Genomic DNA, 20,631 nt, shown 5'->3' with positions numbered 1-20,631 from the left:
GGCCCCGGAATGAGTAACGGCGCGCAGAATTTCGTCATGGTGGGCGAGCGGACCAACGTCACCGGGTCCGCGCGCTTCCGCAAGCTGATCGAGGCGAACGACTATCCGGCAGCGCTCGAGGTCGCGCGCCAGCAGGTGGAGAGCGGCGCCAACATGCTCGACGTCAACATGGACGAGGGCATGCTCGACTCCGAAGCCGCCATGGTCACCTTCCTCAATCTCGTCGCCGCCGAGCCGGACATCTCGCGCGTTCCGATCATGATCGACTCATCGAAATGGTCGGTGATCGAGGCGGGTCTGAAATGCGTGCAGGGCAAGGCCGTCGTCAATTCCATCAGCATGAAGGAAGGCGAGGGGCCCTTCCTGGAACACGCACGCAAGGTGCGCCGCTATGGGGCTGCGGTGGTGGTCATGGCGTTCGACGAGCAGGGCCAGGCTGAGACCGCGGAGCGCAAGTTCGAAATCTGCAAACGCGCCTATGATCTCCTGACCGAGAAAGTCGGCTTTCCGCCCGAGGACATCATCTTCGATCCCAACATCTTCGCGGTGGCAACGGGCATCGAGGAGCACAACGACTATGGTCGCGCCTTTATCGAGGCGACGCGCCGCATCAAGGAAGGCCTGCCCTACGTGCATGTTTCGGGCGGCGTCTCCAATCTCTCCTTCGCCTTTCGCGGCAATGAGCGCATGCGCGAGGCGATGCATTCGGTGTTCCTCTACCATGCCATCCAGGCCGGCATGGATATGGGCATCGTGAATGCCGGTCAGCTCGCGCTCTATGATGATATCGAGCCCGAGCTCCGCGATCTCGTCGAGGATGTGATCCTCAATCGCCGCTCGGACGCCACGGACCGCTTGCTGGAAGCTGCCGAACGCTACAAGGGCGGCGGTGCGGCAAAGCGCGAGGTCGATCTTGCCTGGCGCGAAAAGCCTGTCGAGGAACGCATCACGCACGCGCTCGTGCACGGCATTGCCAATTTCATCGAAGAGGACACCGAGGAGGCCCGAAAGAAGGCCGCGCGTCCGCTGCATGTCATCGAAGGGCCGCTGATGGTGGGCATGAGCGTCGTCGGCGATTTGTTCGGCGCGGGCAAGATGTTCCTCCCCCAGGTGGTGAAGTCGGCCCGCGTCATGAAGCAGGCCGTGGCCTATCTCATGCCATTCATGGAGAAAGAGAAGGAAGAGCAAGGTCTCGCGCAGGGCGAGCCGGCGGGCAGGGTCCTGCTTGCCACCGTGAAGGGCGACGTTCACGACATTGGCAAGAACATCGTCGGCGTCGTGCTCCAATGCAACAATTACGAGGTCATCGATCTCGGCGTGATGGTTCACTCGCAGAAGATCCTCGACACCGCGCGCGAGCGTAAGGTCGACATCATCGGCTTGTCCGGCCTGATCACGCCCTCGCTCGACGAGATGTGTCATGTTGCGGCCGAGATGGAGCGCGAGGGCTTCGACCTGCCGCTTTTGATCGGCGGCGCCACGACGAGCCGCGTGCATACGGCTGTGAAGATCAGCCCGAACTATCGTCGTAGCCAGGCGATCTACGTCACGGATGCGAGCCGCGCCGTCGGCGTCGTGTCGGGCCTCATGTCGCCCGAGGAGCGGCCGAAGCAGATCGCAAAGGTGCGCGAGGAATACACCAATATGGCCGCCTCCTATGCGCGCGGGCAGGCCGAGAAGGTACGAACCTCGCTAAAGGACACGCGCGCCAATCGTCTGAAGCTCGAATGGTCCGGCTACGTCCCGCCTCGGCCGAGCTTTATCGGGACCCGCGTCTTCGCGAACTATGATTTGAGCGAGCTTGCGCGCCATATCGACTGGTCCCCCTTCTTCCAGGCCTGGGAGTTGAAGGGGCAATATCCGCGCATCCTTCAGGACGACAAATATGGCGAGGCTGCGCGCCCGCTCTTCGATGACGCGCAAGCCATGCTGCGCCAGATTATCGAGGAGAAATGGCTGGTGGCGAACGGCGTCGTCGGCTTCTGGCCGGCGAACAGCATCATGGACGACATCGAGCTTTACGCCGATGAGACCCGCAGCAAGCCCATCGCGACATTGCATACGCTTCGGCAGCAAATGGCGCGCGACCCGTCGCGCCCGAACCTTGCGCTCGCCGATTTCATCGCGCCGAAAGAATCCGGCGTTGCCGACTATATCGGCGCCTTTGCGGTCACCGCGGGCATCGGCGAGGAAGATGTCGCGCGCCGTTTCGAGCGTGCCAATGACGACTACTCCAAGATTCTGGTCAAGGCGATTGCCGACCGTCTCGCCGAGGCCTTTGCCGAAACGCTACATCAGCGCGTGCGGCGGGATCTCTGGGGCTATGCACCCTGCGAGCAGCTCTCAAATGAGCAACTCATCGCGGAAGACTATGCGGGCATCCGGCCTGCGCCGGGCTATCCCGCCCAGCCGGATCACACAGAGAAGGGCACCCTGTTTAGCGTCCTCGACGCCGAACAAGCGATCGGCGTGAAGCTGACGGAGTCTTACGCTATGTGGCCGGCAGCCGCGGTGTCGGGGTTCTACTTCTCTCACCCCGAGAGCCGCTATTTCGGCGTGGGGAAGATCGGCCGCGACCAGGTCGCGGATTATGCCATGCGGAAGGGCTGGTCGATGGAGCAGGCCGAGCGCTGGCTCGCGCCCATCCTGAATTACGATCCGAAACGGATCGCCGACGCCGCCGAATAGGGGCCCCCAAAAGAAAAAGCGCCTCGCCGGGGTTTGGCAAAGCGCTTAGAAACTCGCGAGCTGGGTCCGCAACAGCCAGACCGAAGCCCTAGATCATCCCAAGGATGACGGCAGCGACGAAGCTGAACGAGACGGCTGCCAGCACGGCGGTCAGTGTCGGAGTAAATTCCATCGGAAGTCCTTTCCGTTGGAGGGGGTACGTTTCCGCGTTCAGAAGTCTAAGGACTCTCAGGGTGAAGCGCCAAACGCTTTCTATATTGCATTGCACAATACTCGTACGGCGCAATGCAGAGGCATCAACGCGCCCCCGGAAACGTTGTTCCCGCCTCGCGAAGTTTGTTTTCAACCTTGTGGAAATGTTGAATAGGGGACGTGACGCCCTAGTAAAAGATCAGGTCGATTCGAACCGTTGCCGCCGAGGCGGCACAGGTTGGCCGCGGCCACAACAAAATGCCGGCGCTGTTGTCATCTAGCAGAGCGATCAGCTTTCGCGAGTCGAGGCGAAACGCGGGCGCTAAATTTCAGAGGGAAAATTGATGAGGTCCACCAGCATTCTCGGCCTCTCCGTGTTGGGCATTCTTTTCGCTCACCCGGCCGAGGCTCTCACCATCTCCAATACCGATCCTGATGCGCATACCGTGACGGTGACCGTCGGCGGCAAGAGCGAGCAGCTTACCGTCGAGCCTCAGAAGGAGGTTCAGCCGCCTTGTGCGCAGGGCTGCGTGATTGAACTGAGCGGGGAGCAGCACGAAATGCAGGGCGGCGAGGAAGTCTCCATCGAGGATGGGACCCTCTTCGTCGACACGATCCCCGGTATGGACGACGGAGAGGGTGCTGATGACGGAGCGTCTGCTCCCGATGCGCCTACGGAAGCTCCCGCAACGCCAGACGGCGCGCAATAGTTTGGCTTAAGGCAGCGCCTTCCAACTGAGCGGCGCCTGCGAGACCATCGGGCAGTCGAGCGTCTTCTCCAGAGCCTCCACAAGCTCTGCCTCGCTGTTGGCCTTGATATAGAGGCCGTTATTGATGTCGGCGAGGCAGCGGATGTCGAGCACGCTGCCGCCCGTCCAGGAATAATTCGAGTAGCGAAATCCGATGACGTGCACCGTGAGCTGGTCCGCGTTGGCCTTGAGCTGCGAGGCGAGTTGACACGGATTGCGTCCGCAGGTCTCCTCGCCATCGGTCACCAATACCAAGACGCCGGGCTTCTTGGTGTAATCGAGCACTTTGGCGGCCTCTTCCACGGCTTCCGTGAGCGCGGTCTTGCCGGCAGGGATCAGGGCGTCAACCACATCCATGATCTGAGCGGCGGCATTCGGTATGGGCTTCAGATCGACCTTGACGTTGCACTGATTGTAGGGACCCGGGCCGTATGTCACGAGCCCGACGCGGCGAAATCGTGTGGCGCTGGGCAAAACTTGCGCGAGAGCGGCCCGCACCTCGTCGATGCGGGCCCTTGTGTTTGGAATGCCCAGGGTCTGATTGCCGGACATTGATCCCGATGCATCGAACACGATCATGGCATCCTCGGTGCAAGGCTGCTTCTTGTCCTCGGCCTGGGACGCACCGAGAGGACTGAGAAGGACCGCCGCGGCAACGGCGCCGATCTTCAGGCGGCGGCGTGCGTCTGTGCCGGGGGCGAGAAACTGCAAATCCATTGTCTACGGCTCCGAAGGAGTTGCCAAAACGAAGACGTCCATGCTGTGACGGGCGCCCGGAGGATGACGAAACTGGGGACATATACAAGACGTAAGCGCCGGTGTCCTCATCCCTTGCCCTTGGTTTTGGTGTGGCCGGGGGCGGCGTTGCGCTCCAAAAAGTCGATCATCAGCCCGGCCACGTCGACGCCGGTCGCTTTCTCGAGCCCGGCGATGCCCGGCGAGGAGTTGAGTTCCATGACCAGCGGCCCGCTCTTGGAGCGCAGCATGTCCACCCCGCAGACATTGAGGCCGAGCGTCCGCGCGGCCTTCACCGCGATGGCGCGTTCCTGCGGCGTGATCTTCACCTTCTCGCCCGAGCCGCCGCGATGCAGGTTGGATCTGAACTCTCCCGGCGGCCCCTGGCGCTTGATGGTGGCGACAACGCGATCCCCGATAACGAGCGCACGGATGTCGGTGGAGCCCGCCTCCTTGATGAACTCCTGCACCAGAATGTTCACATTCGCGCCCTGGAACGCCTCGATCACGGACTTCGCCGACTTCATCGTCTCGCCGAGCATCACGCCGATGCCTTGCGTGCCCTCAAGCAGCTTGATGACCACCGGAGCGCCGCCGACGAGATCGATAACGTCTTCGGCCTGTTTCGGATCGTTGGTGAAGGCGGTCGTCGGCAGTCCGATGCCGCGCCGCGCGAGGAGCTGGAGGCAACGCAGCTTGTCGCGGCTGCGCCCGATCGCAACCGACTCGTTCAGCGGGTAGACCCCCATGACCTCGAACTGGCGCAGCACGGCCAGGCCGTAATATGTCACCGATGCGCCGATGCGCGGGATCACCGCGTCGAAATCCCCCAGCCGGCGCTTGCGGTAATAGAGAGCTGGCCGTTTCGAGGTGATGTTGATGGAGACGCGCAAGGTGTTGATCACCTCGATTTCGTGGCCCCGCGCGCGCGCCGCTTCGCAGATGCGCTTGTGGCTGTAGAGGTCTGGATTGCGCGCGAGCAACGCGATTTTCATGGCTGTCTTCTGGCTCTTGGAATGACGGTTAGGGGAGGGTTTCGCCCGCGCGGGCTAAGCTGCGGCGTAGGCTACGGAGACTGAACGGTGTAGGCCCCAGCAGAAAGGAGCGCCCGGGCTCAATCATGACGCGGCGCTTGAGCGCCGTGCGCCCGAGCAGCATGCGGAAGCCCATCGGGTCGCGATTGGTGAGTGCGAGTTCGATGGACCAGGATGTGTTTCCGAGCGACAGCACCGTCTCGATCACATAGCGCTGCTCGACTTGGCCTCCGGAGTTGCGGACCTGCCGCTCATCGACCGCGCGCGCCTCGCAAATCACGCGGCCGGCGTCGCTTCGCTGCACGGGATGGATCTCGAAGCGCACCCAGAGTTCGCCTTCACTGCGGAAAGGCTCGATGCGATACGCATGCAGCGCGCTCGTGCGCGCGCCGGTGTCGATCTTGGCCTTGATGGCGTCGACGCGGAGTTCGGGCAGGCGCACCCATTCGCGCCAGCCGACGCGCAGGTTTTCTCTCGATGGGATGCGGCGTCCGGGCATGTGCCTGCTGCTGAACAATAAACTCGCTGCATCCTAGTCGGCGGACGCGGGGACCGCCACGTCCGCCTGTCGAGATGGCTTCTCTGCCCCGAGACCGGCGCGTATAGTTACCCCGAGCTGGGGGCAGTGGACCTTGGGAAAAAATCAGCACGTCGTCGTCCACGGGGAACGCTGGGCGGTGCAGGCAGAGGGCGCTCTTGCGCCCTGGGCCCTGTTCAAGACCCAGGGCGAGGCTTGGGAGAAGGCGAAGGCCCTGGCCCGCAAGGAGCGCGCGGACGCCATTCTGCACGGCCGAAACGGTGTGATCCGCGAGCGCAACACCTATGCGCGCCGCGGCGGCTAGGCTCACGGGCTGAAGATCATCGCCAGATAGACGACGAAGAGCAGCAAATGCACGGTTCCCTGCAGGACGTTGGTACGCGCGCCTCCGAAGGTCAGCGCGCTGACGAACAGGGTGAGGATCAGGAGCACCGTCTCCACTTCGCTGAGACCGAGGTGGACGTCATGGCCGGTGACGAGCCCGATCGTCAGCACGGCGGGGATGGTGAGTCCAACCGTCGCAAGCGCGGAGCCGAGACACACATTCACCGCGCGCTGCAGGCGATTATCGAGCGCGGCGTGAAAGGCGGTAAGCCCCTCGGGCGATAGCACCAGGACGGCGATCAGGACGCCTCCGAGCGCCGCCGGCAGACGCAGCTCCTCGATACCGAAATCGACGATGATCGCGATATGCTCCGAGAGCAGAACGACCGGGAGCACTGTCAGCACCAGCATGACGACGTGGTAGGCAAGCGAGCCCCTTGGCGGCCGACGCGGAATATATTCGCGCGCCAGCGCCGTGCCGCCGCCACTGCCTTTCGGCTCGGCGAAGAACGCCCGGTGCCGCATCGTCTGGATGACGACGAAAACGATATAGAACAGGATCGTAATGGCGGCGAACAACCCGGCCTGAAACGGAGCTTCCCCGGGATCGGGCGCGGTTTGCGTATGGTTCGGCAGGATCAGCGCGAAGACTGAGAGAGAGGCGATGACAACGAGGAAGGCCCGCGCACCTTCAAGATTATATTCCTGCTCCCAATAGCGCAGCGCACCCATCAACAGAGCCGTGCCGACCATGCCGTTCAGCACGATCATCAACGTTGCGAACATCGCGTCGCGGGCGAGCGTGGGGTTATTGTCGCCGTGCAGCATGATCGAGGCGAGCAGCGACACCTCGATGGTGATGACCGAGAAGGTGAGAATGAGCGTCCCGTATGGCTCTCCCAACACGGACGCGATGGCGTCGCCGTGGCGCACCGCCGCAAAGGCGCACCACAGCATGACGCCGAACAGATAGATGAAGCTGAGGCTGGTCACGACCGGGTTCGTGAGATCGGTGAACAGCGTTTTCTCGAAAAAATTGAACAAGGCGACGCTTAAAAATCCGATTATCGCCGGCGCCTCCAGAAAAAGGGACGACCGCAGGCTGCGCTTGGGTGCGCCTTCCAGGGCAGCTTCCTTTTGCTCGTTCATGGCGCTTCGTCTCCCGATTGCGTCCGCCATCGACCACATTGCCAGGGCGCGAAGGGCGAAACTAGCACGGTGTCGTTTGGCCGCGCGGTGTGACGGGGCAGGCATAAATGGTGCCAGGGCTTCAGGTTGCGGCGCTGCCCCAGCATCTCTTGCTACAACGGGGCGTGCCGATGTGATAGCCATTCACATGGAATTGTCAGACCGCCCCGGTTGGCGCCGGCCCCGCTCCTATCATCACGGCAACCTCAAAGAGGTGCTGTTGGAGGCCGCGCGAAAGCTGATCGAACAGCATGGCGCGCTCGGGTTCAGTTTGACGGAGGCCGCGCGGCTCGCGGGCGTGAGCCCCGCCGCACCCTATCGTCATTTCCGGGATCGCGATGCCCTTCTCGCCGAGGTTGCCCGCGTCGGGTTTGAGCGTTTCGCCGCGCGGCTCGACCTCGCCTGGAACAATGGCGTGCCCACGCCGCTCTCCGCGTTCGAGAATCTTGGCCGCGCCTATCTTGCTTTCGCGCGCGAGGAACCGGCGAGCTATGCCGTGATGTTCGAGTCGGAGCTCGCAGGGAACGGCGAGGCCGCGCAAAGCGCCGTCGCCGAGCGCGCCTTCGATGTGCTTAACCGCGCCGCCGTGGCGCTCTGCCGCGCGCTGCCGGAGAGCGAGCGGCCGCCGGTCAAACTCTTGAGCCTGCATATCTGGGCCATGTCGCATGGTGTTGCGACATTGTTCGCGCAGAGCGGACGGCAAACCGCAAAGGTACCGATGACGCCTGAAGACATCCTGGAAAGCGCGATGCTGATCTATTTGAAAGGACTCGGTATTTTGCCGGGCGGGACTCCGGCGGACGGCCCTATGCCGGCGCCCTAAATCCGCGCGCTTAGTTGCTCGCTTCCAGCCATTTCAGCACGCGGTCCCAAGAACTCTGCTGGCCGTTGAAGCTGTTGCGATCGACCTTGCCTTTGATGCCCGGCACGTATCCCGTTGTGGAGAACTGCCAGAAGGCCCAGTTGCGCTGCCGGTAGACCTTCTCCGGCTCTGCGGCGACGGAGCGCAGCCAGAAATGATAGTCCTTCAATTCACCCACGAGCACCTCGCGGTGAAACACAAGATCGGTGTAGATGATCGGCTTGCGGCCGGTATGCGCCTCCATGGCGGCCAGCAGCAGCTTGATCTTTGCAAGCGCAACGTCGCGCGAAACCTTTTTCGGGCATTTCTTGGAGTGGCCGTTCCACTCCACGTCGAGCACCGGCGGTAAAGCGTCCGGATCCGGCGGCACGTTCAGCATGAACCACAGCGCCTGTTCATGCGCGGGTCGGCACCAATACACGAAATGATAAGCGCCGCGGGCAACCCCAGCACGCTTGGCCGCATACCAGTTTTGCAGGAATTTCGGATCGAGGTGGTCGCCGCCTTCCGTGGCTTTGATGAAGGCGAACTGCACGCCTGCCTTGCGCACGGACTGCCAGTCGATGTCGCCCTGCCACGCGGAGACGTCGATTCCCTGCACCGGCATGGTATGAGCGCGCGCCACGGCCTCGTGCGGCTTATGATCCGACAACGACCGCGACCGCGACTGCGCGATCTCGCCGGCCGACAAGACGGCGAAGAGCCCTGCCGCTACGGCCATCGTTACAGATACGCGAAACGCCACAGGCATGAGGGTGATTGACCGCCGACGCATTCATCCGGTTTTTCTCAATTTTTAAGGTCTAGAGCTGAGGGGTTAAAATTTTGCGGCCAGGCCGTCCGCGCTTGCAGGATGATGTGGGCTGCCATGGCCGCGAATTGGCGGCGATCACATTTCGTCCCACCTCTTGACTCTGGACGGAGCAGGGACATTTATGTGAATGTGAATAACATTCACACTGAAGGAAGGACTGCGATGCACCTGGTTACTGCCTTGGACGAGTACGGGAAGCCCGCCTGGATCACGGCAATGATCGTGGGCTTCATCGCGTGGTGGCCCATCGGCTTGGGTGTCTTGGCCTATTTGATTTGGAGTGGACGCATGGGAGGCGGAGCTTGGAAACGCGAGTGGAAAGAGACTGATATCGGCCGCGAGGTCGTGCGCTGGGGGCGTGGGATGACGCCCTTCCGCCCAACCGGCAATGCAGCCTTCGACGAGTATCGCGATGAAACCCTGCGCCGTCTCGAGGAAGAAGCGAGCGAGTTTCAGACGTTCCTCAGTCGGCTTCGAAAGGCCCGCGACAAGGCGGAATTCGATCAGTTCATGGCCGAACGCCGGGGCGGCACCGCACCGAGCACGGGTTAAGCTCTGCGGCACGTTTAGAGAGGCAACGACAGCGAGGGCGCGGGACGCAGTTCCGCGCCCTTCTTCGTGGCCGGACAGGCACGCTATAGTGGCATTTCTGCAACCCAACACGTATACGCTTTTCCGGATACGATACAAGTCTTTGGATTGACGTGAGAATCCTGAGACTTACTATTTGCTCCAACTCACCTCTGTCTTGAGCGAAAACCGGCACGCGTTGGGGGCCAGTCGTAAGGTTGGGAGGGCCCGATGCGTAGCGTATGGATGTGTCTTGCTGGTGATTTCGCTTTTGCAGGGCTGTGGGAATTGGCTGCCGCCGACTCGCTATGGCCCCGATCCCGTCCTACAGCCCGCGGCGGTTGCCACCTCAGTTCAGCGGCAGGTCGAAGTTTTAGATGTAATCAAGTCTCAATATCGGGTGACAAATTATTACGACCTCACCCTTGCTGGCTTCTTATTACGACCTCACCCTTGCTGGCTTCAATTATATTGACGAAGCCTGCGACGTACATCGAGGACCTATTTAAGCTCGATAGGCGGAAGAACCGGCTCAAGGTTATTTTGACCCTCGCGACCTCGACATCGACGGCAGTGATGACCGCCGCGGATGTCAGCAAAGACTCGCTGCTCAGGGGTCATAGGCATCACCGCCGACAGCTATCTGTACCGCGTCGGGCCGACCAAAGTGCATCACATCGTGAAAGAGTTGCAGGGGGCTTATCGCGACAGCCTCCTCAAGGACCGCAAAACAAGCTTGGTCCGAGCCGAGAGTAATTTTCGAACTGCGAAGCTATCTCACGCTGTGCTTCCCGGTGACGATTGAGGCGAAGCGCGGCCGCGAAATCTGAACCTGGCCACAAGGCGACAACAGAAATCAACTTGAAGTCTTCTGAATAGGCTTTCGTGGGCCGGAGCGAGCCGATCTCTGATGCGGCGCGCTGCACGTGTTCGACTCCGATGCGCGGAGTCCGATCGTACGGGCCTCGATGACGGTGAAGGAATTCGAGGATCGCATTGCCAAGGAGGGGAAAAGGGCGGAGCGCGAGCTTGAGGAATTTATTCGCAAGGCGGGGATCGTGGCAGGACACCGCGTGATCCAGCTCGCGGAAGAACCGCCTGCAACGGCCATCGCCAAAGCCGCGCGCGACGTGAAGGCGGATCTCACGATTGTCGGCACGCATGGGCGCCACGGGGGTCGAGAAGTGGTTTCTTGGCAGTGTCGCCGAAGGCGTCTCAGCAGTGCCGAATGGATGTTCTGGCGGTGCCGCCCCGGAGCGACGGCTAGCGCGCGCTGGACTTTGCGCGCGGTCTTTCATTCCGCGCCAAAGCCCCCGCCGGTCGGCGTCTTGATGATAATGGCGTCGCCCGCGTCGAGCACCGTCTGGTCGGAGCCTTTCAGCCGCTCGACCTGTCCGTTCTTCCGCCGCACCCAGTTCTCGCCCGTTTCTCCCGCCGCACCACCGATCAGGCCGAATGGCCGCACCCTACGGAAGCCGGAAAGAATGGCGCAGTCCATGCGCTCCAGAAATCGGATGACCCGTTGCGTGCCGTCGCCCGCGCGCCACTCGCCCTTGCCGCCGGAGCCGCGCCTGATCTCGAAGCGTTCCAAGAGCACGGGATAGCGCAGTTCCAAAACCTCGGGATCGGTGAGGCGGGAATTGGTCATATGCGTTTGCACCGCGGCGGCGCCGTCGAAGCCGTCGCCTGCCGGCGCGCCGGAACAGATCGTTTCGTAATATTGGAATTGCTCGTTGCCGAAGGTCAGATTGTTCATCGTGCCTTGCGCCGAGCCGAGCACGCCGAGCGCGCCGAACAGGCAGTTCACGATCGCCTGGCTCGTCTCCACATTGCCGCCCGCCACGGCCGCGGGGTAGGCGGGTTTCAGCATCGATCCCTTCGGCACCACGATCTTGATATGCCGGAGGCAGCCCGCATTGAGCGGAATGTCGTCGTCGACGAGGGTACGAAACACATAGAGCACGCACGCGCGCGTAATGGGCTCCGGCGCGTTGAAGGTGTCTCGCGCCTGTTCGCTCGTTCCGGTGAAGTCGATCAGCGCCGTCTTCGCCTTGCGGTCGATCTTGATCACGACTTTGATGATGCTGCCCTGATCGGTTTCGATCTCGAAGCTGGAAGATTTGAGCGTGGCGATCACGTCGCGCACCGCCTCCGCCGCGTTGTCCTGCACGTGTCCCATATAGGCGCGCACCGTGCCCGCCCCGTAGCGCCGCACCATCTTGCGCAGCTCCGCGACACCCTTCTCGTTGGCGGCGACTTGCGCCTTGAGGTCGGCGATGTTCTGCGCCGGATTGCGCGCGGGATAGGGCGCCCCGGTCAGGAGCGCCTGCACCGCGTCTTCCCGAAAGCGTCCGCTCTCGACGAGCTTGAAGGGATCGATATAGACGCCTTCCTCCTCGATCGATTTTGCCTTCGGGCTCATCGAGCCGGGCGCGATGCCGCCGATATCGGCGTGGTGACCGCGCGCCGCGACGAAGAACAGGAGGTCCGGGCTGTTCTCCGCAAAGACGGGCGTGACGACGGTGATGTCGGGCAGATGCGTGCCGCCATTATAGGGCGCGTTCAGCATCCACACATCGCCCGGCTTCAGCGCCTCCGCCTCCCGGAGAACGGTCTCCACGCTGCGATCCATCGAGCCGAGATGCACCGGGATATGCGGGGCATTGGCGATCAGGCGTCCCTTGGCGTCGAAAATGGCGCAAGAGAAATCGAGGCGCTCTTTGATATTCACGGAGCGCGCCGTGTTCTGCAGCGCATAGCCCATCTGCTCCGCGATCGAAGTGAAGAGATTGTTGAAGATTTCGACCATGACCGGGTCGGCGCGTCTGCTCACCCGCGCCTCCTCTTTGCGCTTGCTGCACGTGAGTAGGAGGTCGTTCTTCGGCGTAACCTCCGCCTGCCATTCCGGCTCGACCACGACGGTCTGGTGATCTTCGATGAGGAGCGCGGGCCCGTCGATCCGATGCCCTGCCACCAGGTCTGCGCGCAGAAAGATCGGCGCTTCATGCCAGAGCCCGCTCGCGAAGAACTCGCCCAGGCTATGCGGCTCGGGCGGCTCGGGCGCGGGCGCGACGTCGTCCGGCGTCTCCAGCCGTTCGCCGCCGCCGGCGGCCTCGACTTCCACTGCCTCGATCTCGATATCCTTTTCTGGACTGATAAAGCCGAAGCGCTGCTGGTGTGCGATCTCGAATAAAGCGCGCATGCCGCGAAAGCTCGCGACCGGAACGGGAATGGCGCTGTCGGTACCGGCGTAACGCAGATGCGCGTTGGCGATGATCCTGATGTCCTCGCTCTCGACGCCTTGGTGCATCAGCTCTTGCCGGACCTCGACCTCGAGCGGCTTTCGGATCTGTTCCAGTACGGTAAGCCCGCGCTCGTCGAATGGTTGGAGCACCGCCTTGCTGCGCGTCGCGCTCAACGATGCGAGCCCCATGCCATAGGCCGAGAGCACGCCCGAGAGGGGATGTAGCAACACGCGCACCATGCCGAGCGCATCGGCGACGAGGCAGGCATGCTGCCCGCCGGCGCCCCCGAAGCAGTTCAGCACGTAGTCGCTGACATCGTAGCCCCGCTGCACGGAGACGGATTTGATGGCATTCGCCATGTTCTCCACCGCGATCTTGATGAAGCCGTCCGCGATCTCTTCGGCGCTCCGCCCATCGCCGAGCTTGCGTGCGAGAGCGGAGAAGGCGCGCGCGACCGCCTTCCGGTTCAGCGTCTCGTCTTGGCCCGGCCCAAAAATATGCGGAAAAAACTCGGGCCGCAGCTTGCCCGTCATGACATTGGCGTCGGTGACGGTCAGCGGGCCGCCGCGGCGATAGCTCAAAGGTCCCGGATCTGCGCCGGCGGAGTCTGGCCCGACGCGAAAGCGCCCGGCGTCGTAATGCAGGATCGATCCGCCGCCCGCCGCGACGGTATAAATGAGCATCATCGGCGCACGAACGCGCGCGCCCGCGACCACGCTTTCGAAGGTGCGCTCGTAGATGCCGTCATAGTGGCAGACATCGGTCGAGGTGCCGCCCATGTCGAAGCCGACGACCTTCGCGAATCCCGCTTGCAGCGCCGTCTCGACGGCACCGACCACGCCACCCGCCGGACCGGACAGGATCGCGTCCTTGCCGCGAAACAGATTGGCCGAGGTCAGCCCGCCAGACGACTGCATGAAGAAGAGGCGGGGGCCGGTTGCACCGCGCTGCGCGGCAAGCGCCTTGGCCACGCGCTGCACATATCGGCGCAACAGGGGAGAGAGATAGGCGTCGACGACCGTGGTATCGCCGCGTGCGACGAACTTGACGAGCGGACTTACTTCGTGGCTCGCCGAGACTTGGCCGAAGCCCATTCCCCGTGCCAGCCGCGCCGCCTCCTGCTCATGGCCCGGATAGGCATAGGCATGCATGAAGACAATGGCGATGGCATCGATGCCTTCGCCTTGCGCCTTGACGAGCGTCGCGCGCACCGCGCCGAGATCGAGTCGGGTCTCGACACTGCCGTCGGACCGCACGCGCTCCGGCACCTCGGCCACGCGAGCGTAGAGCATCGAGGGCTTCTCGATCTTGCGGGCGAAGATCTTTGGCCGCGCCTGATAGCCGATCTCCAGGCCGTCCCGAAATCCTTGGCTTACGATCAGGAGCACGCGGTCGCCCTTGCGCTCCAAGAGCGCATTGGTGGCGACGGTGGTGCCCATGCGGACGCCCTCAATCAGGTCGCTCGGCAGGGCGCGGGCACGCGGCACGCCGATGAGGTCGGCGATGCCGGCGATCGCCGCGTCGTCGTAGTGCTCGGGATTTTCCGAAAGCAACTTCCGCGTGACGAGTTCACCGTCGGGCGCCCGCGCCACGATGTCGGTGAACGTGCCGCCGCGATCGATGAAGAAGTGCCACTTGCCGCTGCTGGACATGAAACGGAGTTACCCACTTCAGTCGATGCGCTTCAAGCCCGATGCGTAGCGTTTAAAGCGTTGCACATAAACATCGGCCGCACGCGCTGTCATGGCGCGCACTTTGTCGTCGGCATCGCGTACGGCTTTGGCCGGCGCGCCAAGGATCACGGTGCTGTCGGGAAATTCCTTGCCCTCGGTGACGAGGGCGCCCGCGCCGACCAGACAATTCGCGCCGATGCGCGCGCCGTTGAGGATGATGGCGCCCATGCCGATCAGGCTGTGATTGCCGATCGTGCAGCCATGCAGCACGACATTGTGCCCGATGACGCACCCATCGCCGATGCTGAGTGGAAAGCCCGGGTCGGTGTGCAAAGTGCAATTGTCTTGGATCTGTGAGCCCGCGCCGATCTCGATCCACTCATTGTCCCCGCGCAGCACCGAGCCGTACCAGATGCTGACATCGGACGCGAGCCGCACCCGCCCGACCACGACCGCCGTGTCCGCCACCCAGTAAAGGCCGTCGCCGGGAAGCTCCGGGGCCTCTCCGTCGAGCGCGTAAATTGCCATGCGGGCTCCATCAAATGAGGTCACGTCCGGGTCTTTGGATAAGCAACTTCCGCGTCGTTGTCATGTCCGCGGCACCTTAGCGGGGCGCGGCCCGCGCGGCCCGAGAGGCCGCTGATGTTCGAGTTCACGGCCACGTCCGCGATTGCCTTGATCCCGAGAGCCAAAAATGGCTGCAACCCGGGCTTGGCGCGCCAGCCTCTTGTCTGGCTTCCCGCCCGTCGGCTATGAGGGGAACCAGTTCCCGCCGCATCTGGACCCAGTGATCAGCATGGATACCGAAGCGACCTATCAGCGCGTTCATCGTGGCGGCGGCCCCGTGATGATCTTCATCACCTCGTTTTGCGCCGCGATCTGCATGGCCATCGGTATTGGGATCATCTTCGAGGCTTTCATCGTGGCCGCTGCCAAACTTTTCGAGTTGGGAAGCATGGTTCTCTGGGTGGGCACCGCGATCAATGTGGTCTTCTCGCTATGGCTGTTCGTTTGGACCTTCGTCCGCTCCTGGCATGTGGAGCGCCGCCTCCGCCAGGGCCTCGACGTCGACGAGCCTAAACTGTCGATTCTCGCCAATCTTCGGGGCTCTTAGCCCGTCCTACAGCCCTGCCACGGGTCGCGCGCCTTAAAATCGCCGATGCGGCGCGGCGCAAAAGTCCTTATGGTCTAACCGCTAATAAGTTTCGGGGTGCTGGCATGTCGGTTTGGGGAAAGTTGGCCGGTGCGGCCGCAGGGCTTGCCATCGGAGGTCCGATCGGGGCGCTGCTCGGCGGCGTTGCGGGTCATTACGCCATTGATCGCGATCAGGAGCAGGAGGGCCCGGCGGAGAACCAGGTCGCCTTTACCGTCGGCGTGATTGCTCTCGGCGCCAAGATGGCCAAGGCCGACGGCGTGGTCACCATGGATGAAGTCAACGCCTTCAAGGAAGTGTTCAAGGTGCCGGAAGGCGAAATGAAGAACGTGGCGCGCGTGTTCAATCTCGCCAAGCAGGATGTCGCCGGCTACGAGGCCTATGCCGAGCAGCTTGCCGCCATGTTCAAGGGCAACCGCAAGCTGCTGGAGGATGTGCTCGAAGGTCTGTTCCACATCGCCAAATCCGACGATGCGGTGCACCCGCGCGAGGAGCAGTTTTTGGGCGAGGTGGCCAAGCGTTTCGGATTCACGGAAACGGAGTTTGGCTACATCAAGGCGCGCCATGTGTCGGCCGCGAAGCGGAATCCCTACGACGTGCTCGGCGTGCATCCGAGTATCGGCAATGACGAGCTCAAGTCCCATTACCGCAGGCTTGTTGCCGACAATCACCCTGACAAGCTGATGGCTCGCGGCGTGCCGAAGGAGTTCGTTGCCATTGCCACCGAGAAGGTCGCGGCCATCAACGAGTCCTATGACATGATCTCCAAGGAGCGCGGGATCTAGCGCTGGCCGCTGCCGCCGGGGTCATTCCCGCGCAGGCGGGGAATCCAGAGCAACCACTGCCTGATGATCTAGGATTGCCTGGACGATTGGATTGCACGGTCAGCCGGGCAATGACAGGGCAAATACCATGACCGCAGCGCCCGACAGCACGCTCGCAACCCTGTGGTGCCCGTCGCCGAACGTGGAGGCGCGCCGCGACAACCGTAAGCCCGACATGCTGCTTCTGCACTATACCGGCATGGGGTCGGCCGACGCCGCACTCGACTGGCTGACTCGCGAAGAGTCGAAGGTGTCCTGCCACTATTTCGTCGACGAGGACGGCGGCATCACGCAATTGGTTGAGGAGTCCATGCGCGCCTGGCATGCGGGGCAAAGCCTCTGGGCGGGCGAGACCGATCTCAACTCCTGTTCCATCGGCATCGAGATCCACAATCCGGGGCACGATTTCGATTATCCTGATTTTCCCGCCGCGCAGATGCGTGCCGTCGAAGCGCTGTGCCTCGATATCTTCACGCGTCATTCCATCCCGCACGATCGTGTGCTCGCGCATTCCGACGTGGCGCCGGTGCGCAAGCGCGATCCCGGCGAGAAGTTCGACTGGGCGGGCCTCGCGCGATCCGGCATCGGACTTTGGGTCGAGCCGGCGCCTCTCGGGGAGGACCCTGGCCTGGGCCTGGGCGACGAAGGCGTTGCGGTCGAGGATTTGCAGCGCACGCTTCAGGCTTACGGCTATGGCGTCGAGCCGACCGGCACCTATGGACGCGGGCTGGAGCAGGTCATGCTCGCCTTCCAGCGTCATTTTCGCCCCGCTCGGATCGATGGGCGCGCCGATGCCTCGACTCTCGATACCCTGCATCGGCTCGTTGCCTTGCGCGAAGGTCGCGCCGGAGCGTGAATCGACAAGGCCCGCCAATGAAGCGGGCCTTGCAAAATCGCCGGAGGCGTTGAAAAAACTTGTAGCCCTACTGCGTGACTTCGAAATCCATGCCCTCAAAGGTGTAGCGCGGCTCCTGCGTCCAGATCCCATCCTCCTGGATCGGAGCCTTATGGATTTTGACGTTCTCGACCTTGAGCTTGCCGGCTTTGTCGTCGAGCCAGAAATCGATGTCGTAATATTCGTCCTTGCTGCCGACCTTGCGGAAGTCGGTGCAGGCGAAATATTGTCCGTCCTTCTTCAGCCGCCGGATCGGCTGATGCATCTCGATGAACTCCAGCGGGATGGTCTCGCCGGTCTTTTCGTCTTTAAGAGAGATGGCGCCCTTGTTGTCCTTGTTCGCGGCAATGTAATTGTGGATCGCGCTCATGACATGCCAGGCACGCCGTACCTCCATGTCGCCGGGATGCTCCTGCACCGGCAGCCACCACCAGGCAACCGGGAGGCGGGTGATCATGTAATAGCCGTCGCCGTCGCGTTTCGGACCCTTCTGCACGCGGATGTCCATCAGCTTCAGCTCGTTGCCTTCCGGCTTGAACCAAAAGTCGATGGCGTATTGCTTCTTTGTCTCGTCCTTATCGCTGAAGATCACATTGGCGAACCAGCCATAGCCCTCCATGCCGCGCACGACCTTGATCTTCTCGAACACTAGGTTGAGGTCGGCGTTGAGCTTGGCGTCGTGAAAGACGAAGGCACCATCCTTGGAGCGCTCATTGAGCACCTCCTGGACGCGCTTGTTGACATCTTCCTCGCCGAAACTTTTGCTGCCGGAAGCGGCAGCAGCCTGTTTCGACGTAACGAACTCGCGCGCTTTCTGGATGTTGCTTTTTGGATCTTTGAGGAACGCCGCCTTGGAATTCTCCGAGGAGAAGCAATAGACCTTGCCGTCCTCGTCGGTCCAATTCACGGAGCAGTCGCTCTTCACCGTCTGGCCTGAGGCGAGGCCCATGGCGCAGCTGTCGTCGAACTCGCCGTCAGCCGCAAAACTCGGATTGGCGAATCCCAGGAGCAGGAGGACCGCAGTGTAGGCTGCGATCGAAACTCGAGAGCGTTGAATCCTGCAATCCGTCATGGTTCGCGTCCTCTTGGGCGGGGTGGTAATTAGCCCGGGCAATATTACCGTGAGAATAGGCAACTGTCCGCAGATTCGGTATCAAATTGCCGTTACAACGGGGCAATAGTCCAGCCTGCGTAGTGGACGAGTGCCGAGAACGACCGCAGGCGGAATCAGTGACGCGAATGCTCGGGTTTAAGAAAGGCTCCTCAGCACAAGGGGCGGGGGACGCCTCATACTGAGGAGCGGGTCGCGCGGCCTTAAGGTTAGGCGGCGTCGACAAGCACCAATTCGGCATCTTCGAGCGCGGTGATCGTCACCAAGTCCTCGTTGGCGATGGCCGCGCCGTCCCGAGCGGCAAGCCGTACACCGTTCACCTCGACACTGCCGCGCGCCGGCACCAGATAACCGTGCCGCGCCTTGCCGAGGCGATATTCGGCCGTCTCGCCTGCCTGCAAGCTCACGCCAAGCACGCGCGCATCGGTGCGCATCGGCAGCGCGTCCTGGTCGTCACGAAAGCCGCTTGCCAGAGGCACGAGCTTTCCCGAGCGATCGGATCTAGGAAACGGCTTCGCGCCCCAGGACGGCTCGCCGCCGGCCTGGTTCGGCTCGATCCAGATCTGGAAGATCTTGGTCGGCACGTCCTCTTGATTGTATTCGGCGTGCCGGACGCCGCTGCCTGCGCTCATCACCTGCACGTCGCCGGCTTCGGTGCGGCCTTTGTTACCGAGACTGTCCTCATGTGTGATGGCGCACTAGCGCCAATAGGTGATAATATCCATGTTGGCGTGCGGATGCGGCGGGAAGCCAGCGTGGGGTGCGATCTCTTCGTCGTTCCACACGCGCAACGCGCCGTGGCTGACGCGATTGGGATCGCGATAATTGGCGAAGGAAAAATGGTGTTTCGCTTTGAGCCAGCCGTGATCGGCTGCCCCAAGCTCGTTGAAGGGTCTGCGCTCAATCATTCCTCTACCTCCTTACAGAACAGCGCTGCTCTGAGCCCCGTCACCCAAAATGGTGCCGGGCTCTGATGCTGGTGAGTTTAGGCGTTGAACCCGCCATCGACCGTGATGACCGATCCCGTAATGTAGGAAGCCTCCGGCCCCGCAAGAAAGGTGACGGCGGCGGCAACCTCTTTCGACGTGCCGTAACGGCCGAGAGCGGTCTTAGAACTCCGCGAAGTCCGTGTTGCCCGTCGGCGACGCCGGGGTTGGGGGTGGCCTCGCCGACTACGGAGCCGATGGAGATGATGCGCCCCCCTTTTGTCATCAGGGGTGCAGCCGCGCGGACCGCGCTGACGACGCCGCCGACATTGATCGCGAACAGACGATCGAGCTCATCGAGATTGTTGCTGCCATCCCCGACTTCGCCCTGCGCGAACACGCTCGCATTGTTGACGAGCATGTCGAGCCGGCCGAAAATCCTTCTTCACCTTGGCCACAAGATCCTGGACCTCCCGGCGCTCGGCCTGATCCGCCTTGAACGCGGCGGCGCGCACGCCTTTTTTCTTGAGAGCCTCGACGACGGCATCCGCCTTCGCCGTGGATGCGGCATAGCTGATGGCGACATCCGCGCCGTCGTCGGCAAGCGCATGCGCGATGGCGGCGCCGATGCCGCGCGATCCGCCGGTAACGAGGGCAACCTTGCCTGTGAGCTTCTTTGACATAACTCGTCTCCTCATTGTGTAGTAGACATTACATATCTGATCGCGCACATATGGGCCCTGGACGAAACCTGTCAAGACCATTATGTAGCGGATGATAAAAAAGTGAAAGGAAGGACGGTTGTGGCTATCGGTCGCCCCCGCACATTTTGCACCGAAGAGGCGTTGGACCGCGCGCTACAGGTTTTCTGGCGCAAGGGCTATGAGGGCGCGACCATCTGCGACCTGACCGAGGCCATGGGGATCAAGGCCCCAAGCCTCTACGCCGCCTTCGGCAGCAAGGAGGAGCTCTTTCGCAAGGTGCTCGACCGCTACGCCGACGCGCGTGCGGACTTTGTGCAGGAGGCCCTTGCGGAGTCGAAAGCGCGCGATGCGGTCGCTCACTTGCTGCGCGGAACGGCTGATTTCCTGACAGAGAAATGCAATCCGG

Annotated in this window: 19 protein-coding genes and 4 pseudogenes; 11 read left to right on the top strand and 12 right to left on the bottom strand. The window is 62.4% G+C overall.

The window, feature by feature from the left end; all coding sequences use genetic code 11:
* The first annotated feature begins 9 nt into the window (after nucleotides 1–9).
* A complete protein-coding gene (gene metH / locus ACR2J1_RS07925) occupies nucleotides 10–2,688 on the top strand; it encodes a methionine synthase (RefSeq protein ID WP_434018790.1) in 2,679 nt (892 codons plus the stop codon).
* Between the two features lie 536 nt (nucleotides 2,689–3,224).
* Nucleotides 3,225–3,590 carry a hypothetical protein gene (locus tag ACR2J1_RS07920; RefSeq protein ID WP_434018789.1) on the top strand — a complete coding sequence of 122 codons (366 nt, stop codon included), beginning with the start codon at nucleotides 3,225–3,227 and terminating at the stop codon, nucleotides 3,588–3,590.
* A gap of 6 nt (nucleotides 3,591–3,596) precedes the next feature.
* On the opposite strand, the gene ACR2J1_RS07915 is transcribed toward ACR2J1_RS07920, so the two are convergent.
* The 3 genes from ACR2J1_RS07915 to ACR2J1_RS07905 form a co-directional block, all read right to left on the bottom strand.
* Nucleotides 3,597–4,346 carry a vWA domain-containing protein gene (locus ACR2J1_RS07915; RefSeq protein WP_434018788.1) on the bottom strand — a complete coding sequence of 250 codons (750 nt, stop codon included), beginning with the start codon at nucleotides 4,344–4,346 and terminating at the stop codon, nucleotides 3,597–3,599.
* A 107-nt stretch (nucleotides 4,347–4,453) separates the two neighbouring features.
* Nucleotides 4,454–5,359, bottom strand: a complete 906-nt coding sequence (rimK, locus tag ACR2J1_RS07910; RefSeq protein ID WP_434018787.1) for a 30S ribosomal protein S6--L-glutamate ligase — start codon at nucleotides 5,357–5,359, stop codon at nucleotides 4,454–4,456.
* A gap of 28 nt (nucleotides 5,360–5,387) precedes the next feature.
* Nucleotides 5,388–5,897 carry an ATP-dependent zinc protease family protein gene (locus ACR2J1_RS07905; RefSeq protein WP_434018786.1) on the bottom strand — a complete coding sequence of 170 codons (510 nt, stop codon included), beginning with the start codon at nucleotides 5,895–5,897 and terminating at the stop codon, nucleotides 5,388–5,390.
* Nucleotides 5,898–6,030: 133 nt separating this feature from the next.
* On the opposite strand from ACR2J1_RS07905, the gene ACR2J1_RS07900 reads away from it, so the two are divergent.
* Nucleotides 6,031–6,240, top strand: a complete 210-nt coding sequence (locus ACR2J1_RS07900) for a DUF2188 domain-containing protein (protein ID WP_434018785.1) — start codon at nucleotides 6,031–6,033, stop codon at nucleotides 6,238–6,240.
* Nucleotides 6,241–6,242: 2 nt separating this feature from the next.
* Here the strand turns inward: ACR2J1_RS07900 and ACR2J1_RS07895 are convergent, their stop codons facing one another.
* On the bottom strand, nucleotides 6,243–7,409 hold the full coding sequence (locus ACR2J1_RS07895; protein WP_434018784.1) for a calcium:proton antiporter: 1,167 nt from the start codon (nucleotides 7,407–7,409) through the stop codon (nucleotides 6,243–6,245).
* Nucleotides 7,410–7,596: 187 nt separating this feature from the next.
* On the opposite strand from ACR2J1_RS07895, the gene ACR2J1_RS07890 reads away from it, so the two are divergent.
* Nucleotides 7,597–8,271, top strand: coding sequence for a TetR/AcrR family transcriptional regulator (locus ACR2J1_RS07890; RefSeq protein WP_434018783.1), 675 nt, complete (start codon nucleotides 7,597–7,599; stop codon nucleotides 8,269–8,271).
* A gap of 10 nt (nucleotides 8,272–8,281) precedes the next feature.
* Here the strand turns inward: ACR2J1_RS07890 and ACR2J1_RS07885 are convergent, their stop codons facing one another.
* Nucleotides 8,282–9,085 carry a glycoside hydrolase family 25 protein gene (locus ACR2J1_RS07885; RefSeq protein WP_434018782.1) on the bottom strand — a complete coding sequence of 268 codons (804 nt, stop codon included), beginning with the start codon at nucleotides 9,083–9,085 and terminating at the stop codon, nucleotides 8,282–8,284.
* 162 nt (nucleotides 9,086–9,247) lie between these two features.
* On the opposite strand from ACR2J1_RS07885, the gene ACR2J1_RS07880 reads away from it, so the two are divergent.
* The 3 genes and pseudogenes from ACR2J1_RS07880 to ACR2J1_RS07870 form a co-directional block, all read left to right on the top strand.
* Nucleotides 9,248–9,676, top strand: coding sequence for a DUF2852 domain-containing protein (locus tag ACR2J1_RS07880; protein ID WP_434018781.1), 429 nt, complete (start codon nucleotides 9,248–9,250; stop codon nucleotides 9,674–9,676).
* Between the two features lie 607 nt (nucleotides 9,677–10,283).
* Complete coding sequence (locus ACR2J1_RS07875; RefSeq protein WP_434018780.1) at nucleotides 10,284–10,499, top strand: hypothetical protein; 216 nt, start codon at nucleotides 10,284–10,286, stop codon at nucleotides 10,497–10,499.
* 163 nt (nucleotides 10,500–10,662) lie between these two features.
* A pseudogene (locus tag ACR2J1_RS07870) lies at nucleotides 10,663–10,821 on the top strand (hypothetical protein); the annotation flags it as partial.
* 167 nt (nucleotides 10,822–10,988) lie between these two features.
* Here the strand turns inward: ACR2J1_RS07870 and ACR2J1_RS07865 are convergent.
* Complete coding sequence (locus ACR2J1_RS07865) at nucleotides 10,989–14,591, bottom strand: hydantoinase B/oxoprolinase family protein (protein WP_434018779.1); 3,603 nt, start codon at nucleotides 14,589–14,591, stop codon at nucleotides 10,989–10,991.
* A gap of 18 nt (nucleotides 14,592–14,609) precedes the next feature.
* Nucleotides 14,610–15,140 carry a gamma carbonic anhydrase family protein gene (locus ACR2J1_RS07860; protein WP_434018778.1) on the bottom strand — a complete coding sequence of 177 codons (531 nt, stop codon included), beginning with the start codon at nucleotides 15,138–15,140 and terminating at the stop codon, nucleotides 14,610–14,612.
* A 166-nt stretch (nucleotides 15,141–15,306) separates the two neighbouring features.
* Here ACR2J1_RS07860 and ACR2J1_RS07855 point away from each other — a divergent pair, with 166 nt between their 5' ends.
* The 3 genes from ACR2J1_RS07855 to ACR2J1_RS07845 all read left to right on the top strand — a co-directional run bounded on the left by ACR2J1_RS07855 (nucleotide 15,307) and on the right by ACR2J1_RS07845 (nucleotide 17,445).
* Entirely contained in the window at nucleotides 15,307–15,726 is a 420-nt protein-coding gene (locus ACR2J1_RS07855; RefSeq protein WP_434018777.1) for a hypothetical protein, read from the top strand.
* Nucleotides 15,727–15,830: 104 nt separating this feature from the next.
* Nucleotides 15,831–16,550 (top strand): TerB family tellurite resistance protein, encoded by a 720-nt coding sequence (locus ACR2J1_RS07850; RefSeq protein ID WP_434018776.1) that lies wholly within the window; start codon nucleotides 15,831–15,833, stop codon nucleotides 16,548–16,550.
* A gap of 127 nt (nucleotides 16,551–16,677) precedes the next feature.
* Nucleotides 16,678–17,445 (top strand): N-acetylmuramoyl-L-alanine amidase, encoded by a 768-nt coding sequence (locus ACR2J1_RS07845; RefSeq protein ID WP_434018775.1) that lies wholly within the window; start codon nucleotides 16,678–16,680, stop codon nucleotides 17,443–17,445.
* A gap of 67 nt (nucleotides 17,446–17,512) precedes the next feature.
* Here the strand turns inward: ACR2J1_RS07845 and ACR2J1_RS07840 are convergent, their stop codons facing one another.
* The 5 genes and pseudogenes from ACR2J1_RS07840 to ACR2J1_RS07820 all read right to left on the bottom strand — a co-directional run bounded on the left by ACR2J1_RS07840 (nucleotide 17,513) and on the right by ACR2J1_RS07820 (nucleotide 20,204).
* A complete protein-coding gene (locus tag ACR2J1_RS07840) occupies nucleotides 17,513–18,556 on the bottom strand; it encodes a hypothetical protein (RefSeq protein WP_434018774.1) in 1,044 nt (347 codons plus the stop codon).
* 248 nt (nucleotides 18,557–18,804) lie between these two features.
* A pseudogene (locus tag ACR2J1_RS07835) lies at nucleotides 18,805–19,503 on the bottom strand (pirin family protein).
* A gap of 77 nt (nucleotides 19,504–19,580) precedes the next feature.
* Nucleotides 19,581–19,718: pseudogene (locus tag ACR2J1_RS07830) on the bottom strand (SDR family oxidoreductase); the annotation flags it as partial.
* Nucleotides 19,719–19,807: 89 nt separating this feature from the next.
* Nucleotides 19,808–19,921: pseudogene (locus ACR2J1_RS07825) on the bottom strand (hypothetical protein); the annotation flags it as partial.
* A complete protein-coding gene (locus tag ACR2J1_RS07820) occupies nucleotides 19,875–20,204 on the bottom strand; it encodes an SDR family NAD(P)-dependent oxidoreductase (protein WP_434018773.1) in 330 nt (109 codons plus the stop codon). The pseudogene ACR2J1_RS07825 and the gene ACR2J1_RS07820, both read right to left, overlap by 47 nt.
* Before the next feature lie 120 nt (nucleotides 20,205–20,324).
* On the opposite strand from ACR2J1_RS07820, the gene ACR2J1_RS07815 reads away from it, so the two are divergent.
* Nucleotides 20,325–20,631 (top strand): TetR/AcrR family transcriptional regulator (locus tag ACR2J1_RS07815; RefSeq protein ID WP_434018772.1); only part of this gene is annotated, 307 nt, incomplete at its 3' end.

Origin of the sequence: Methyloceanibacter sp. (assembly GCF_050999895.1) — a bacterium.
Lineage (GTDB): Bacteria > Pseudomonadota > Alphaproteobacteria > Rhizobiales > Methyloligellaceae > Methyloceanibacter.
Note: the sequence above shows the minus strand (reverse complement) of the source record. Positions and strands in the feature narration are given on the sequence as shown.